The sequence below is a fragment of the Halomonas sp. TG39a genome, assembly GCF_000744395.1.
In the GTDB taxonomy this organism is placed as follows: Bacteria; Pseudomonadota; Gammaproteobacteria; order Pseudomonadales; family Halomonadaceae; genus Vreelandella; species Vreelandella ventosae_B.
In genome coordinates, this window is the sequence record NZ_JQLV01000001.1 from 166,839 (window position 1) to 183,855 (window position 17,017).

Sequence of the window (17,017 nt, forward strand, 5' to 3'; positions counted from 1 at the left end):
GGCCTCCCTGAAAGGTTAAATCTCGCGGTTAACCGCGCTCTATAAGATGACGAATGCGTTGGGCGGCTTCCAGCGTGGGTGCCAGCTCAGCCACTAGCGCTAGGCGTAAACGGCCTGCGCCGGGGTTAACGCCGTTTGCTCCCGTGCGGCCCATTAGGCTGCCGGGCAGTACGCTAACGTGCTGCTCGGCAAACAGCCGCTGGGTGAAGGCGATATCGTCGCCACCCGGTACCGCAGGCCATAGGTAAAAGCTAGCTTGCGGTGCGGGAAAATCCATGACCGGGGCAAGTACATCGGTCACCGCGCTAAATTTTTCGCGGTAGGCGTCGCGGTTGGCGCGTACGTGCTGCTCATCTTGCCAAGCGGCGATGGAGGCGTGCTGCAGCGGCAGCGACATGGCACAGCCATGGTACGTGCGGTAGCGCTTAAACGGCGTGAGCAGTGCCGCATCCCCCGCCACAAAGCCGGAGCGCAGGCCCGGCAAGTTGGAACGCTTGGAGAGTGAGTGAAAGACCACGCAGCGCCGGTAATCATCACGACCCAGCTCGGCGCAGGCTTGCAGTAACCCCGGCGGTGGGGCGGCTTCGTCGAGGTAGAGCTCCGAGTAGCACTCGTCCGAGGCGATAATAAAGTCGTGTTCGTCGGCGAGGGCAATCAGATGCTTAAATTCATCAAGGGGCGTGACTGCGCCAGTGGGGTTGCCCGGTGAGCAGATAAAGACGACTTGCACATCGCGCCACGTAGCGGCGGGCACGGCGCTAACGTCGGGCCGAAAATCATTCTCAGCGGTACAGTCTAAATAGAGCGGCTCGCCGCCTGCCAGCAGCGTCGCGCCTTCGTAGATTTGATAAAACGGATTGGGCATCGCGACTTTCGCCGGGCGGCTGCGATCCAACGCCGCCTGTACAAAGGCAAAAATGGCTTCCCGAGTGCCGTTCACTGGCACGACATGCTGCTCGCTGTCGAGTTCGCGCAGCTGAAAGCGTTGTGCTACCCAGGTAGCGATGGCTTGGCGCAGCGCTGGCAGGCCATTGGTCGCCGGGTAGCGGGCCATTTCCAACTGGTGCGTCACCAGCGCTTCAAGCGCCGCGGGGTAGGGCGCGTGCTGGGGTTCGCCAATGGTCAGCGAAATTGGGGAGAGCTCGGCTGGCGGGGTAAGCGCTGCCTTAAGCGCAGCCAGCTTTTCGAACGGGTAAGGATGCAGGGCGTCGAGGTCGGCGTTCATGAGGTGTCCGTTGATGGCTGGCGGCGTAAACCGTCGATTATAGGCAAGCCCCGGTGCAGGCTCAAACCTAACCGGGACTGCGGAGAGGCTTAAACCCCCAACACCTCAATCAAACGTTCGCGTAGCTGCTGCTGGCGCTCGGGGTCGGTGAGCGGTTCGCCTGCCTTGGTGGTGATGAAAAAAACGTCTTCTACCCGCTCGCCCAGTGTGGCGATTTTTGCCGCGGAGAGTGAGATATCCTGCTCCATAAAAATACGCCCTACCCGGGCCAGTAGGCCGGGGCGGTCGGGGGCGGTGAGTTCCAGCAGAGTGCGCTCATTGGCTGGATCCTGCTCAATCAGTACTTCGGTGGAGACCTTGAAGTGTTTGAGCTGACGTGGCGTATGGCGCGTGACGATATTGGGATAGTCGTCCGGGTCATCGAGCTCTTCGACCAGGTGCTGGCGCATCTCTTCAATATGCGCTGGATCCCGGATCGGCTGACCGTGGCTGTCGAGGACGATAAACGTATTCAGCGTCCAATCGTTATGGGAGGTGGCGATCCGTGCATCGTGGATCGACAGCCCCAGCTGCTCCATGGCAGCGGCGGTGGCGGCGAAAAGGTCATCTACCGAGCGGGTGTGGATAAATACCTTGGTGCCGCCTTCGGCCATATCGGCAGTAGGCGCGCTGATCAGTACCAGCGGCAGCGGCGACTGGTTGTGATTGAGAATGCCCTGGGTCTGCCAAACGATTTCGCTGGGCGCGTACTGCAGAAAGTAGTCTTCCCCTAGCGATTCCCAAAGATGATCAATTTGCTCACGATTAACGCCGATGGTTTGTAGCAGCGAGCGCGCTTCCGTGCGCGTTTCTCGCACCCAGTCGTCGCGGTCGGGCGGATTGTTCAGACCGCGGCGAAGGGCGCGTTTGGTCTCGGCATAAAGTTGGCGCAGCAGCGACGCCCGCCAGCCGTTCCACAGCGTCGGGTTGGTGGCGTTGATGTCGGCAACGGTGAGCACGTACAGGTAGTCCAGGCGCGTTTCGTTACGCACGATCAAGGCAAAATCACGAATCACGTCGGGGTCGCTGATATCGCGTTTTTGCGCGGTCATCGACATCAACAGGTGGTGCTCCACCAGCCAGCTAACCAAGTTGGTATCGTGCACCGAGACGTTATGACGCTGGCAGAACAGTGCAACGTCCCGCGCGCCAATCTCCGAGTGGTCGCCGCCGCGGCCCTTGCCTATATCGTGAAATAGCCCGGCGACCCAGAGTAGGTCCAGCTTGGGCAGTTGCTGCATGAGGGCCGCGGCTACCGGGAAGTCGTCTTTGGCCTCCGGTTTGCGAAAGCCGTGCAGAAACTTAAGCAGCCGCAGGGTGTGGGCGTCGACGGTGTAAATATGAAACAGGTCGTGCTGCATGAGCCCCACGGCGCGGCCAAACTCGGGCAGGTATTTGCCCAGAATGCCGTAGCGGTTCATGCGGCGTAGCTGGCGCGGTACGTTGCCCGGGGCGCGCATAATGGCCATAAATAGCCGCTGGTGGCGGGGGTCTTCCCGGTAGTGGTCGTCAATCTGGTGGCGATGATCGCGAATTAGCCGGATGGTGTCGGCGCGAACCCCTTCGATTTCGGGGTGCTTGGCCATCAGCAGAAATAGCTCCAGCATCGCCGCTGGCCGTTCGCGGAATAGGTTGCGCGAACGTACTTGGATATAGCCGCCCTTGGTCTCGAAGCGCTCGTTCAACTTGACCGTTTCCAGCGCCTCTCTGCCGCGCAGGATCACTTCGTCGAAATGTTGCAGCAGCATATCGTTGAGGCCCGCCAGCGCGGTGACATGGCGGTAGTAGCGCTTCATAAACTGCTCGACCGCCAGGCGCTCTGGCGTATCGCGGAAGCCAAACATCTCGGCGATAGTGCGCTGGTGGTCAAACAGCAGACGGTCTTCGGCCCGGTCGGTGAGCATGTGCAGGGCGTATCGCACCTGCCACAAGAACGCTTGCCCCTGGCTTAAAATGCGCAGCTCGGCGTCGTTCATAAAGCCGTTGGCGACAATGTCGGTGTACTGCTCGGTGCCGAAGTGGCGCTTGGCCACCCAGCCGATCATCTGGATATCCCGTAGCCCGCCGGGGGAGCTTTTGAGATTGGGCTCTAAGTGATACTCGGAGTTGTTGTAGCGGTAGTGACGGGATATCTGCTCCTGCCACTTGGCTTCAAAGAAGCGGTCGGCAGGCCAAATATGTTCGGCGCTGAGGCGTTCGCGCATCGCTTCGCGCAGGCTTTCGGGCCCGGCGATCAAGCGCGATTCGAGCAGGTTGGTAATCACCGTGACATCCGCTTCGGCTTCACGCTCGCAGTCGCTGAGCGAGCGCACGCTATGGCCAATCTCCAGGCCAATATCCCATAAGAAGGTGATAAAGGCGGTCAGCGGTTCGCGATAGGCGGTGTCGTCGTCCTGCTCCAGCAGCAGCAGCAGGTCGATATCCGAGTGGGGGTGTAGCTCACCACGGCCGTAGCCGCCGACCGCCACCAGAGCAATGCCCTCATCGGGCCAATCATGCTGGGCCCAGGCAATGGCCAGCAGTTGATCCAGGTACCAGGCGCGGCCACGCACCAGGTCGCGAATGTCTGCTCCGGCACGAAACTGCTCGTCCAGGCGCGCCTGTAACTCGCGCAGGGCGGCTTTAAAGGGCGCGACCGGGGAGCGCGAACCGGCAAGCTCGGTGCGAAAAAGATCCAGGTCGTAAAGCGTGGTGTCCGGCTCAAACCGGTGGTGGTGTAAAAGCATCAGTTGGTTAGAAAACTGAAGTCTTCATCACCGCGCGCAGTCAGCACTTCAACACCGCCCTCGGTGACCAGCAGCGTATGTTCCCACTGGGCGGAGAGGCTGCGGTCTTTGGTCACGGCGGTCCAGCCATCGCGCAGCACCTTGGTTTTATAGCCGCCGACGTTAATCATCGGTTCGATGGTAAAGCACATCCCCGCGGCGAGTGTGATGTCGGCATCCGGTGCGTAGCCGTCATAGTGCAAGAACTGCGGCTCTTCGTGAAACTCGGCGCCGATGCCATGACCGCAGAAATCGCGTACCACGGAGTAGCCGTGCTCTTCGGCGTGTTTTTGAATCACCCTAGCCAGTTCAGACAGGCGCACGCCGGGCTTGACCAACTCAATGCTTTTATACAGGCACTCCTGGGTGATGCGGCACAGCCGTTCGCCCTGGATCGTTTCACCTACCACGAACATCACGCTGGAATCACCGTGGTAGCCATCTTGGGTCTTAACGGTGATATCCAAATTCATGATATCGCCTTTCTTGAGCTTCTTGCCGTCGTCGGGGATGCCATGGCACACCACATGGTTGAGCGAGGTGCAGGTCGCTTTGGGGAAGCCATGATAGTTCAGCGGGGCCGGAGTCGAGCCCAGCTCGTTAACAATATAGTCGTGACAAAGACGGTCGATCTCCCCCGTACTAATGCCCGCCTGGATGTGCGGGGTGATCATTTCAATCACGCTAGCCGCTTGGCGCCCGGCTTCGCGCATGTATTCGATTTCAGAAGGCGTCTTGATAGGAACGTTCATGAATGCTCGATATGAATGCAGAGTGGAAAATTGAATGGCGCAATTTAAGACCGTCAAACGGGGTGCGACTTCATCTTGGCAATGATCTATGGTATAAAGCCGCGCGCTTTCCTGCAATCGTGATTCCGAGCTTCTTTGTTGGCTGGGTAGCACGCTGAAGGGCGGGGCGATGAATCTGTAGTGTGCCACTAAGGGGCGTACTACTTAACGACCAAGCCTTAAAAACACACATGCACCGGCACATGGTCCCGGGTGCCGCTGGCAGCGTCTAACGTCGTCAACGGTCGGATCCATGGGGTGCGTGGAGGCCTAACCCGAGTTTTAGGAGTTTTACCATGTCTCACGTTAATATGCGTGACCTGCTTAAAGCAGGCGCTCACTTCGGTCACCAGACCAAGTACTGGAACCCGAAGATGAGCAAATTTATCTTCGGCGCGCGCAACAAGATTCACATCATCAACCTTGAGCACACCCTTCCGGCGCTGAACGAAGCGATCGATGTGGTCGAGAAGATGGCGGCATCCAACAACAAAATTTTGTTTGTTGGTACCAAGCGCAGCGCTAGCAAGGTAATTAAAGAAGAAGCGAACCGTGCCGGTCAGCATTTCGTCAACCACCGCTGGTTGGGCGGCATGTTGACTAACTTCAAGACCATCCGTCAGTCCATTAAGCGTCTGCGTGATCTTGAAACCATGCGCGAAGACGGCACGTTCGAGAAGCTGACCAAGAAAGAAGTCTTGATGGCGACTCGTGAGCAGGACAAGCTTGAGCGTTCTATCGGCGGTATCAAGAACATGGGCGGCCTGCCGGACGCACTGTTTGTGATCGACGTTGACCATGAGCGCATCGCGATCAACGAAGCCAACAAACTGGGTATCCCGGTTATCGGCGTGGTGGATACTAACTCCAACCCCGATGGCGTTGACTACGTAATCCCCGGCAACGATGACTCTATCCGCGCTATCCAGATCTACGTAAAAGCGATTGCGGACGCCTGTGGCCGTGCCAAAGCAGGTAACGCTGAAGAGTTCGTTGAAGTGACCGAAGAGGCCGCTGCAGCTGAAGACAACACTGCCGCCGAGTAATCGCAGCAGTGGGTGCGGTGAGCAGGGCTGCCGCATCATGATAAAAGAGAGGGGGCTATGCCCCCTTTTTCCCACTACAGGCTTTCCACTGTGGTTTTTTCGCTGCAGGTGAAGCGTTTAGGCGGGACGAATTTGCCGGCTGCTAGATGCCGGCCCCGCAATGCAGAGAGACATAGGGCAGCGTGATACATGATGGTCATTTATCATGCCTATACTCTGTGTTGCGTTTAACTCTCATAGAACCATTTCAGAGGTGAATTCTCATGGCAGCTATCAGCGCCTCTCAGGTCAAGGAACTTCGCGAACGTACCGGTCTCGGCATGATGGAGTGTAAAAAAGCACTCACCGAAGCCGACGGTGATATCGAAGTTGCGATTGAAAACCTGCGTAAAAGCTCCGGCCTAAAAGCGGCGAAGAAAGCCGATCGTATCGCCGCAGAAGGTGTAGTAGTAACGCGCGTAGCAGAAGACGGCAGCTACGGCGTAATGGTTGAAATCAACTCCGAGACCGACTTTGTGGCTCGTGATGACAACTTCATCGCCTTTGCCGACAAAATCGCCGGTGCTTTCTTCACCGCGAAAAGCGAAGACGTTGCCGCCGTTATGGCGGGCGAGCTTGAGACTGCTCGCGAGCAGCTCGTGCAGAAAATCGGTGAAAACATCGGTGTGCGTCGCGCCATCGTCGTTAACGCTGCTGACGGCGGTCTAGTCGGCGAATACGTTCACGGTGGCCGCATTGGCGTTCTTACCGTGTTGACCGGCGGCACTTCGCAAGTTGCAAAAGACGTTGCGATGCACGTTGCTGCGATCAACCCTGCGGTTGCGCATCCTGCCGATATGCCCCAAGAGCAGTTGGATCAGGAAAAAGCGATTATTCTGGCCCAGCCGGATATGGCCGGTAAGCCGGAGCAAATCGCTGAGAAAATGGTGCAAGGCCGCTTGAAAAAGTACCTGGCAGAAAACAGCCTGACCGAGCAGCCGTTTGTGAAAGACCCGAACCAGACGGTGGCTGAGTTCGTCAAAGCGGCGGGCGGCGAAGTGGTTGGCTTTACGCGCTTTGAAGTTGGCGAAGGTATTGAGAAAGAAGAAGTCGACTTTGCTAAAGAAGTTATGGAACAGGCTGGCCGTCGCTGAGGTCAGAGGTTTCAGAAAGAAGATGGCGTGCGCGCGAGCGCACGCCTTCGCGTATCCGGCCCCTGTATAAATAATGCTAGTATAATCGGCCCCGATATAACGGGTTTATATACTAGTTTATACCAAGGGGCTGCCCCGCCTGCCTGTTTTCAGGTCTGCCTCAGGAGAGATGCCATGTCGAGTGATGTTCAAGAGCCTACCCCCCATGTAGCACCCAGCAAAGCAGTGGGTACCAAGTCAAAATACAAACGTATTTTGCTCAAGCTTTCTGGCGAAGCGCTAATGGGGGAGCACGATTTTGGTATTGATCCTAAGGTACTTGACCGCATGGCGCTGGAAATCGGCCAGCTTGTCGGTATTGGGGTGCAGGTAGGTATCGTGATTGGTGGTGGTAACTTGTTCCGCGGTGCAGCACTCAACGAGGCTGGTATGGACCGTGTCACCGGTGACCATATGGGCATGCTGGCCACCGTAATGAATGCGCTGGCCATGCGTGACGCGCTGGAGCGCTCCAATATTCGCTCGCGAGTGATGTCGGCTATCCCGATGAGCGGCGTGGTGGAGCACTATGACCGGCGTACCGCCATTCGCTACCTGACCTCAGGGGACGTCGTGCTGTTCTCTGCGGGCACAGGTAACCCCTTCTTCACCACTGATTCTGCCGCCTGTTTACGGGGCATTGAAGTGGACGCTGACGTGGTGATTAAAGCGACCAAAGTCGATGGCGTCTACAATAAAGACCCGGTAAAACATCCGGATGCGGTGAAGTACGACCAGCTCTCTTACGACGACGCCCTGGATCAAAAATTGGGCGTTATGGATTTGACCGCTATCTGCCTGGTACGTGACCATAATATGCCGGTGCGGGTATTTGATATGAATAAGCCTGGTGCCCTACTGAATATGGTCGTAGGGGGCAAGGAAGGCACGCTGATATACAGAGGGTAATGACGTGATCAACGATATTAAGAAAGATGCCGATTCGCGCATGCAAAAAAGCGTTGAAGCGCTGCATAGCAACTTCAATAAAATTCGTACCGGTCGTGCTCATCCGAGCATTTTAGACGCCGTTACCGTGGATTATTACGGCAGCCAGGTACCGCTGAGCCAAGTGGCATCGGTCAACGTTGAAGACGCTCGCACGCTGACGATTGCGCCGTGGGAGCAGGGCATGGTGCAGAAAATCGAAAAGGCTATCATGACCTCTGATCTGGGGCTTAACCCAGCCAGTGCAGGTAACGTGATCCGTGTGCCGATGCCGATGCTCACCGAAGAGACCCGCAAAGGTTACATCAAGCAGGCGCGTAGCGAAGCTGAAAACGCCCGTGTGGCCGTGCGTAACGTACGCCGCGATGCTAACGGTGATTTTAAGTCGTTGTTAAAAGATAAAGACATTACCGAAGACGATCAGCGTGAAGGCGAAGACGCGATTCAAAAGCTGACCGATAAGTACATCGCTGAGATCGATAAGGCGCTGACTGCAAAAGAGCAGGATCTCATGCAGGTATAAACCTGTGCTTTATTCAGCCGCGGGCAGCTTAGGCTGCCCGTTTTGCCACACTCTGGCTGGTTTTTTTATGACTGATCTTTGGTGCGAGAATCCATGACGTCTCCGCAGCTTCCGGAACAACAGCCGGACGACGCCTGTGCGCCTTCACTGGCCGGGGAGGCCCCGCCGTCTCATGTTGCCATTATTATGGATGGCAATAACCGCTGGGCGCGTGCGCGAGGGCTTTCAGGGGTGCGCGGGCACCGGGCCGGAGTGGAAACTGTGCGTGCGGTGATTCAGCGAGCCGCCGAACGCGAGGTGCAAACGCTCAGCCTGTTCGCCTTCTCCAGCGAAAACTGGAAACGCCCAGCCGCGGAGGTCAACGCGCTGATGGAGCTGTTTTTGATGGCGCTCAAGCGTGAAGTCAAAAAGCTCAATGAGCGTAATGTCCGCCTCTCGATCATCGGCGAGCAGCGCGGTTTTTCCCATGCCATCCAAAAGCATATTCAGCGCGCTGAAGCGTTAACGGCAGACAACACGGGCATGCACCTGGTGATTGCCGCCAACTATGGCGGCCAGTGGGATATCGCACGAGCGGCGCGCACCTTGGCCGAACAGGTGGCGGCAGGGGTGTTGTCACCTGCGGAAATCGATGAAGCGTGCTTCGACACGGCAATGGGGGTTGATGATGTGCCGCCGGTGGATCTGTGTATACGCACCAGCGGTGAGCAGCGGCTATCCAACTTCATGCTTTGGCAGTTGGCCTATGCTGAGCTGCACTTTTCCCCGCTGCTATGGCCCGATTTTGGTGCGGAAGCCTTTGACGCGGCATTAAACGACTTCTGTCAGCGCCGTCGTCGCTTTGGCATGACGGACGAACAAATAGAGGCGCAGGGTGCTTAAACAGCGGATTATCACTGCAGCCTGGCTAGCACCCCTGGTGCTGGTTGGCCTGTTTGGTTTAGATGGCGGCGCTTTTGCGCTATTTACGGCGCTAATGGTGCTGCTCGCCACCTGGGAGTGGACTAATCTGGCGGGTGTTACCCGCACGGTGCGGCGTGCCCAGCTAGTCGCCGTAATGGCAGTACTGATGCTGGCGATGTGGCTGACGGGCACCGCCATGGCGATATGGCCGCTTTGGCTGGCCGCCGCTGGCTGGCTGGTGAATCTCTACTGGGTAACCCGTTACCCCGCTGCAGGTGAGCAGTGGCAGGCCACTACGCGGCGCTTGGCGATGGGCCTGTGGGTGCTGTTGCCCTGCTGGGTGGGGTTTAACGTTCTACGTGATATTGGTATGGCTTGGCTGCTGTTTGTGCTACTGCTGGTCTGGAGCGCGGATATTGGCGCCTACTTTGTGGGGAGGCTCTGGGGTAAGCGCAAGTTGGCCCCCCACGTGAGCCCAGGCAAATCGTGGGAGGGTGTGTTCGGTGGCTTAGCGGCGACCGCTATCCTGGCCATTCTGTTTGCGCTGTGGTTGCCGCTGGATTTAGTGGGCGGGATTACCCTGATACTGGTCACTGCCGTGGTCACCTTGGCCTCTGTGCTAGGGGATCTGCTGGAAAGCATGCTCAAACGCTACCGCAATATCAAAGACTCAAGCCAGCTGCTTCCTGGCCACGGTGGTGTGATGGATCGCATTGATAGTCTGACGGCGGCGATCCCGCTATTTGCGCTGTTCTATGTGGAAGTGCTTGTTGAGGTATTTGCCAAGGTGCCGCCGCTATGAGCCAGTCATCGCTACAACGTGTGACGGTACTGGGGTCGACAGGCTCTGTTGGCACTAGCACGCTGGATGTCATTAGTCGTCATCCTGACCGTTATAGCGTCCATGCGCTGACCGCACACACTTCGAAAGAGACCCTGTTATCGCAGTGCTTAGCGCACCGGCCTGCGGTCGCCGTGCTTGATGATGAAGCCGATGCCGCTTGGCTACGCCAAGCGCTTCATAGGGCTGGCCAGGCAACCGAAGTGAGCGCAGGTCCGCAGGCGCTGTGTGAGGTTGCCCGGGACGCGAGTGTCGACTGCGTGATGGCGGCCATTGTCGGTGCTGCGGGCTTGCTGCCTGCGCTAGCGGCTGCTGAAGCGGGTAAGCGCGTGCTGCTGGCCAATAAAGAGGCGCTGGTGATGAGTGGCGCACTGTTTATGGAGGCGGTTTCCCGTTCGGGGGCGACACTGCTGCCGATTGATTCCGAACATAATGCCATTTACCAGTGTCTACCTGCGGAGCATCGCGGCGGGCTTGCCAAACACGGCGTTCGCCAGTTGCTGCTAACGGCCTCTGGGGGGCCGTTTCGAACCTGGAACCAGGCGGATATCAACAATGTCACCCCCGAGCAGGCCTGCGCTCACCCGAACTGGTCAATGGGGCGTAAAATCTCGGTGGATAGCGCCACGCTGATGAACAAAGGGCTAGAGCTTATCGAGGCCTGCTGGCTATTTGATGCCACGCCCGAACAGATCCAGGTGGTGGTGCACCCGCAAAGCGTGATTCACTCCATGGCGGCGTATCATGATGGCTCGGTGATTGCACAGTTGGGTAATCCCGATATGCGCACCCCCATTGCCTATGGTCTAGCGTGGCCAGAGCGCATTGACGCCGGCGTCGAAACACTGGATCTTTTTCAGGTGGCGCGGCTCGATTTTGAAGCGCCCGATGAGGCCCGCTTTCCCTGTTTGGGGCTCGCTCGTCAAGCGATGCAGCAGGGCGGCATGGCGCCGGTTGTGCTTAACGCGGCCAATGAAGTCGCGGTAGACGCCTTCCTGCAGCGTCGGCTCGGTTTTACTGCGATTGGACAACTGGTGGCCGACGTCCTGTCGCGGCCCTATCAGGGCCGGGTCGACAGCCTGGACAGCGTATTGGCAACCGATCAATGGGCGCGGCAGCAGGCGCTTGAACTGATAACAAGGTGGTCCGCTTAAGCATTCGCTGAGCTGGTCGTTAGTGCGGGGCGTTAAGGAGTGAGTGTGGGCCTAATACAGAATATTTTAGCGGTCATCGTGGTGTTGGGTCTGCTAGTGACCTTCCACGAGTTTGGCCACTTTTGGGTGGCAAGGCGCTGTGGGGTCAAAGTGCTGCGTTTTTCGGTAGGCTTTGGCAAACCGCTATGGTCGCGGGTTGACCGCCAGGGCACCGAATTCGCTATAGCCGCCATTCCCTTGGGTGGCTATGTCAAAATGCTCGATGAGCGTGAGGCACCGGTACCGGAAGAGCAGCTTGACCAGGCGTTTAACCGCAAGACCGTTTGGCAGCGCATTGCGATTGTGGCAGCGGGCCCTATCGCCAACTTTTTGCTGGCCATTGTGGCCTACTGGGCGTTATTTGTGGCGGGCACTACGGTGGTGTCGCCGATGGTGGGTAGCGTTGCGCCTGACTCGCCAGCTGCTGAGGCCGGGCTTGCCAATGGCGATGAAATTGTCGCCATTCAGGGCGATGAGATGCGTTCGTGGGAAGATGTTAACCTAAAGCTAGTATCGATTATTGGCTTTAGCGGTGAGTTGGATATCGACGCCCGTTCCGAAGGGGCGAGCGACACCCGACGTTTTGGCTTATCGGTCACTGATTATTTGGTTCGACAAGATCCGCCGCAGCCGCTGCAAACGCTGGGTATTACCCCTTGGCAGCCGGAATTTCCGGCTGTCTTAGGCCAGGTCGTCAGCGGAGAAGCCGCCGAACAAGCGGGCCTAGAAGCTGGCGATAGGATGGTGGCGGTTAATGGCGAACCAGTGGATGATTGGATGCACTTCGTTAACATGGTGCGAGGTAGTCCAGGTGAAACGCTGCAGCTCACCTATGAACGTAATGGCGAGCAGTCGAGTGTTGATTTAACCCCCGGGCGTAACCGCTTGGACACTGGGGTTGAGATTGGTTATATCGGTGCAGGCGCCGAGGAGGTCGAGTGGCCAGCAGAGTTCCAGCGTGAAATCCGTTACGGCCCTATCGAAGCGGTAGGTCAGGCTGTTTCACGCACTGGAGCGATGACGCTCTTAACGTTAGATGCCATACGCAAAATGTTTGTGGGTCTTATCTCGCCTTCCAATTTGTCCGGGCCAATCACCATTGCGCAGGTTTCAGGTGATTCAGCCCGAGCAGGGATAGAAGCGTTTATTGGCTTTCTAGCGTATCTTTCTATCAGCCTTGGGGTGCTGAACTTATTACCCATCCCCGTGCTCGATGGTGGTCACTTGCTTTATTATTTTATGGAGGTCGTGCGTGGACGGCCAGTATCTGAAAAAACCCAAGCCGTAGGATTGCGCATCGGGCTTGCCATGGTCGGCACCCTGATGTTGATGGCCCTCTATTTTGATCTGATGCGCCTGTGGTAATGACGCGTGTAGCGCGCAGGATGCCTTGTCATCTGCCTGCACAAATGTATATGGTGCCTTTCTGGAATGATCGGCAGACCAACGCGAGCGAATTGACTGCATGAAAATCAAGACCCTTGGAATGGCGGTACTCTTGCTGGCAGGCGCCAGCGGCGCCCAAGCACAATCCTTTGATGTTTCAGACATTCGAGTGGAGGGACTGCAGCGGGTATCCGCCGCCTCGGTCTTCAATGCATTTCCGGTCAGTGCCAACGAGCGCGTCAGCGAACAACAGCTGGCCGACGCTGCCCGTGACTTATTTGCCACAGGGCTATTTGACGATGTCTCGTTAGCGCGCGAAGGCGATGTGCTGGTTATTCAGGTCGTTGAACGGCCGACCATTGCGCGGCTACAAATCAGTGGCAACGATCAGATCTCCGAAGAGGATCTGCGCAACGGTTTGCGTGAATCGGGGCTCTCTGAAGGCCAGGTGCTGGAGCTCTCCACCTTGGAAGAGATTCAGCGCGAGCTGGAAGCTGTTTACCAGTCGCAAGGTCGTTACAGCGCCAGTATTGATACCGAAGTTGAAGAGGTTGATGAGGGCCGGGTTCAGGTCAATATCAATATCAACGAAGGTGAAGTGGCCAAAATTCGCCAGATCAATATCGTTGGCAACGAAGCCTTCGACGATGAAACGCTGCGTGAGGTATTTGAGCTAAATGATCGGCCTGGGCGCATTTTCGGCTGGTTCTCTAGCGATGAGTATTCCCGTGAAGCACTGTCGGGCGATATTGAGCGGCTGCGTTCTTTCTACTTGGATCGCGGTTACGTCAACTTTGATGTGACGTCGACTCAGGTATCGATTGGCCCGGAAAAATCCGAGATATTTATTACCCTCAACGTCGATGAAGGTACTCAGTATCGGGTTGGCAATATTCGTTTCGCGGGTGATTTGCAGATCAGCGAAAACGAAGCGCGCCAGCTGCTCACTGTTAAGGAAGGTGAGATTTTCTCACGAGGTGATGTGAATACCTCAACGGAGGCTTTGCGCCAGCGTTTAGGTGCCGAGGGCTTCGCCTTTGCTGATATTCAGGGCGTGCCTGAAATGTCAGATGATGGTGAAACGGTGGATCTGGTGATTGCCATCAATCCCGGTGAGCGTGCCTATGTGCGCCGCATCGAGTTCTTTGGTAATACCACGACTCAGGATGAAGTGCTGCGCCGTGAAATGACCCAGTTGGAGGGTGCTCCTGCTTCCACTGAAGCCATTACGCAATCGCGTCAGCGCCTTGAACGCCTCGGCTTCTTTAGCCAAGTAGAGGTAGATACCCAACCGGTACCTGGCGAGCCGGATTTACTCGACGTTACTTATAACGTCGAAGAGCAGCCCTCCGGCTCGGTCTCTGCAAGCGTTGGCTTCTCCCAGAGTGCCGGGATTATTTACGGTGTCGGCCTGTCGCAAAACAACTTCCTGGGTACGGGTAACCGCGTCAATGTGGGGGCGCAGCGCAGCGATACCTTTACCAGCGTGAACTTTGGCTTTACCGACCCCTACTGGACACTGGACGGCATTTCCCGCGGCTATAACCTGTTCTACCGCGAAACCGACTATGCCGATTCGGATATTTCGACGTTCTCAACCGATGCCTACGGCGCCGGTATTAATTTCGGCTACCCCATTAGCGAGCTGTCGCGTCTTAATTTCGGTGCCAGCGTTGAAGATCTAACGGTGAAAACCTACTTTGACACGGCCTCTGAAATTCGTCGTTATGTGGAAGATCAGGGCGAAGATGCGCAAAGCCTGAAGCTAACGGCCAGTTGGACGCGTAATAACCTTAACCGGGGTATTATGCCGACCGATGGCAGCTATCAGCGCCTGTCGCTGGAAACCGGCGCGCCGGGCAGCGATTCGGAGTACTACAAGCTGCGTGCGCGGGCACAACAGCTGTTCCCGATTAACGATGACGAGTCCTGGGCGTTCAAATTCACCGGCAACCTCGGCTATGCCGATACGCTGGGAGGCAACGATCCCTTCCCCTTCTATGAAAACTTCTACGCCGGTGGTCTTGGCTCGGTGCGTGGTTATACCTCCAATACGCTGGGGCAGCGCACTACGCCAGCTACCGAAGGTGGCCGTGACCGTACCCTGGGCGGTAACGTTTCAGTAGAAGGTAGCGCCGAGATCATTTTCCCACTGCCCTTTATTGAAGATCAGCGCGCGCTGCAGACATCGCTATTCTTGGATGGCGGTAATACTTTCCTGAGCTCTTGCTACGATGTGCTCGCGGAAGATGCCGGTCGCCAGCAGTGTAACTCTGGCGTTGATTTAGGCGATTTGCGCTACAGCGCCGGTATCGGTCTCTCTTGGCTGACGCCAGTGGGTCCGCTGACCTTCAGTGTTGCTGAACCCTTGAATGATGAGAGCGGTGACGATACCCAGTTCTTCCAGTTCTCGTTAGGGCAAACGTTCTAAGCGACCGTTGTTCTAAATCGCAATCGTGCTAATTTTGCTAGATCGTGTGCCATGGCGGTGCGCGCTAGCGTGACCTAAGGAGATAACATAATGCGTAGACTAACAGCGGTGGTATGCCTGTTGGGCGCGATGATTTTGCCCGCTCACGCTGCAGAAGTAGCGGTGTTGGACTGGCGAGCAGCACTGATGAATACTCAGTCCGCACAGGCGTCTATGAGTAGCCTGGAAGGGCAGATCGGCAATCAGCAGCGTGAAGCGCAGAACCTGGGTAATGAACTCCAGCAGTTACAACAGCGCCTACAGAACGAAGGCGAAACTATGGCCCAGTCCCAGCGAGAAACGCTGATTAGCGAACTACAAGAAAAGGGCGGCCGTTTTGAGCAGCTCCGCCAGGAAGTGTTACAGGCGCAGCAGCGCTCTGAGCAGCAGTTTTTAGAAGGCGCTGAGCCGAAGCTGGAGCAGGCGGTTGCCGAGGTGCTGGAGCGTCACGGTATTGATGTTCTGGTTGAGCCTCAGGGCGTACTGCACTCAGGGGTGGATCTGCCTAATGTGACCGATGAGGTCACGCAGATTTTTGATACCTTGAACTAAATTTAATCGAAGAATGGTGTGGCCTGGCCACACCAATGCTTCCCTGGGTTCCCATGACGCACGCTTCTCATCACCTTACCCTCGCAGACATTGCGCGCCAATTGGGTATTGCCGTTAGTGGCAATGCCCAGCAGCCGATACGTGGCTTGGCGACGCTAAAAGAAGCGCAGCCGGATCAAGTGGCTTTCCTCGCTAACCGCGCCTATCTCAAGGATTTGGCGACGACCCAGGCAGCAGCAGTGTTGCTGCACCCTGAACATGGCAAACACTGCCCGGTAGCGCGTTTGGAAATTGATAACCCTTACCTGGGCTATGCCAAACTATCGCAGCTGTTTGACCCTCTTCCTGCCCGCGATGTCGTCGGCATTCACCCCACGGCGGTAGTGGCAGAAGACGCTAAGCTGGGCGCTGATGTCTGTATTCAAGCGCACGCAGTGATTGAAGCGGGCGTAGTGCTGGGCGACCGGGTAGTGATTGGGGCAGGCAGCGTGGTAGGTGCCGACAGCATTATCGGTGAAGCAACGCGTCTGCATGCCAACGTCACTGTGTGTCACGGCGTGGTGGTCGGCAAGCGGGTAATTCTGCAAAGCGGGTGTGTGATTGGCGGTGACGGCTTTGGCTTTGCCCACGACGGTGCCGGCTGGCATAAAATCGCCCAGTTGGGGGGCGTCGTGTTGGGTGATGATGTTGAAGTGGGCAGCTGCTCCAGCATTGATCGTGGCGCGCTGGGCGATACGGTGATTGGTGATGACGTCAAAATTGATAGTCAGGTACAAATTGCCCATAACGTCATCATTGGCGATCACAGCGCGTTAGCGGGTTGTGTGGGTATTGCTGGCTCTACCCAAGTAGGCAAGCACTGCATGCTGGGTGGTGGCGTAGGTTTGTCCGGCCATCTGACCATCTGCGACGGCGTTCAGGTGACGGGGATGAGCCTGGTCACCAACTCAATTCATGAGCCGGGGGTCTACTCCTCGGGTACCGGCGCCATGGCCAATACCCAGTGGCGAAAAAATGCGGTGCGTTTTAAACAGCTCGATGATATCGCTAAGCGCCTAGCAAGATTGGAAAAAAAACAGCGTGATTAATGAGTGCTGAATGAAATTTACCTGCTGCTGTTTTGAGGCTAGATGGCAGCGGGGTATAATCCCAGCCTTTTAATC

General features: G+C 56.8%; 14 protein-coding genes. 11 read left to right on the top strand and 3 right to left on the bottom strand.

The window, feature by feature from the left end; all coding sequences use genetic code 11:
• Positions 1 to 28: 28 nt before the first annotated feature.
• The 3 genes from dapC to map form a co-directional block, all read right to left on the bottom strand.
• Positions 29 to 1,225: a succinyldiaminopimelate transaminase gene (gene dapC, locus U738_RS00810; RefSeq protein ID WP_035576550.1), complete on the bottom strand. Its 1,197-nt coding sequence runs from the start codon at positions 1,223 to 1,225 to the stop codon at positions 29 to 31.
• An 89-nt stretch (positions 1,226 to 1,314) separates the two neighbouring features.
• Positions 1,315 to 3,990, bottom strand: a complete 2,676-nt coding sequence (locus U738_RS00815) for a [protein-PII] uridylyltransferase (protein WP_035576551.1) — start codon at positions 3,988 to 3,990, stop codon at positions 1,315 to 1,317.
• Entirely contained in the window at positions 3,990 to 4,781 is a 792-nt protein-coding gene (gene map / locus U738_RS00820; RefSeq protein ID WP_035576552.1) for a type I methionyl aminopeptidase, read from the bottom strand. The genes U738_RS00815 and map overlap by 1 nt, the downstream gene beginning before the upstream one ends.
• Before the next feature lie 335 nt (positions 4,782 to 5,116).
• Here map and rpsB point away from each other — a divergent pair, with 335 nt between their 5' ends.
• From rpsB to lpxD, 11 genes are all read left to right on the top strand, one after another.
• Positions 5,117 to 5,866 (top strand): 30S ribosomal protein S2, encoded by a 750-nt coding sequence (rpsB, locus tag U738_RS00825; protein WP_035576553.1) that lies wholly within the window; start codon positions 5,117 to 5,119, stop codon positions 5,864 to 5,866.
• Between the two features lie 263 nt (positions 5,867 to 6,129).
• Positions 6,130 to 6,999: a translation elongation factor Ts gene (tsf, locus tag U738_RS00830; RefSeq protein WP_035576554.1), complete on the top strand. Its 870-nt coding sequence runs from the start codon at positions 6,130 to 6,132 to the stop codon at positions 6,997 to 6,999.
• Positions 7,000 to 7,173: 174 nt separating this feature from the next.
• Positions 7,174 to 7,947, top strand: a complete 774-nt coding sequence (gene pyrH / locus U738_RS00835; RefSeq protein WP_035576555.1) for a UMP kinase — start codon at positions 7,174 to 7,176, stop codon at positions 7,945 to 7,947.
• 4 nt (positions 7,948 to 7,951) lie between these two features.
• The gene (frr, locus tag U738_RS00840) at positions 7,952 to 8,509 is read left to right on the top strand and encodes a ribosome recycling factor (RefSeq protein ID WP_035576556.1); all 558 of its coding nucleotides are present in this window, start codon (positions 7,952 to 7,954) and stop codon (positions 8,507 to 8,509) included.
• A 93-nt stretch (positions 8,510 to 8,602) separates the two neighbouring features.
• Positions 8,603 to 9,391 (top strand): polyprenyl diphosphate synthase, encoded by a 789-nt coding sequence (gene uppS, locus U738_RS00845; RefSeq protein WP_035576557.1) that lies wholly within the window; start codon positions 8,603 to 8,605, stop codon positions 9,389 to 9,391.
• Positions 9,384 to 10,214 (top strand): phosphatidate cytidylyltransferase, encoded by an 831-nt coding sequence (locus tag U738_RS00850; RefSeq protein WP_035576558.1) that lies wholly within the window; start codon positions 9,384 to 9,386, stop codon positions 10,212 to 10,214. The genes uppS and U738_RS00850 overlap by 8 nt, the downstream gene beginning before the upstream one ends.
• The gene (gene ispC, locus U738_RS00855) at positions 10,211 to 11,407 is read left to right on the top strand and encodes a 1-deoxy-D-xylulose-5-phosphate reductoisomerase (RefSeq protein WP_035576559.1); all 1,197 of its coding nucleotides are present in this window, start codon (positions 10,211 to 10,213) and stop codon (positions 11,405 to 11,407) included. The genes U738_RS00850 and ispC overlap by 4 nt, the downstream gene beginning before the upstream one ends.
• A gap of 45 nt (positions 11,408 to 11,452) precedes the next feature.
• Positions 11,453 to 12,811: an RIP metalloprotease RseP gene (gene rseP, locus U738_RS00860; RefSeq protein WP_035576560.1), complete on the top strand. Its 1,359-nt coding sequence runs from the start codon at positions 11,453 to 11,455 to the stop codon at positions 12,809 to 12,811.
• 100 nt (positions 12,812 to 12,911) lie between these two features.
• Positions 12,912 to 15,263 carry an outer membrane protein assembly factor BamA gene (gene bamA, locus U738_RS00865; RefSeq protein WP_369333477.1) on the top strand — a complete coding sequence of 784 codons (2,352 nt, stop codon included), beginning with the start codon at positions 12,912 to 12,914 and terminating at the stop codon, positions 15,261 to 15,263.
• A gap of 90 nt (positions 15,264 to 15,353) precedes the next feature.
• Complete coding sequence (locus U738_RS00870; RefSeq protein ID WP_035576562.1) at positions 15,354 to 15,854, top strand: OmpH family outer membrane protein; 501 nt, start codon at positions 15,354 to 15,356, stop codon at positions 15,852 to 15,854.
• Between the two features lie 53 nt (positions 15,855 to 15,907).
• Entirely contained in the window at positions 15,908 to 16,942 is a 1,035-nt protein-coding gene (gene lpxD / locus U738_RS00875) for a UDP-3-O-(3-hydroxymyristoyl)glucosamine N-acyltransferase (protein WP_035576563.1), read from the top strand.
• The last annotated feature ends 75 nt before the right edge of the window (positions 16,943 to 17,017 follow it).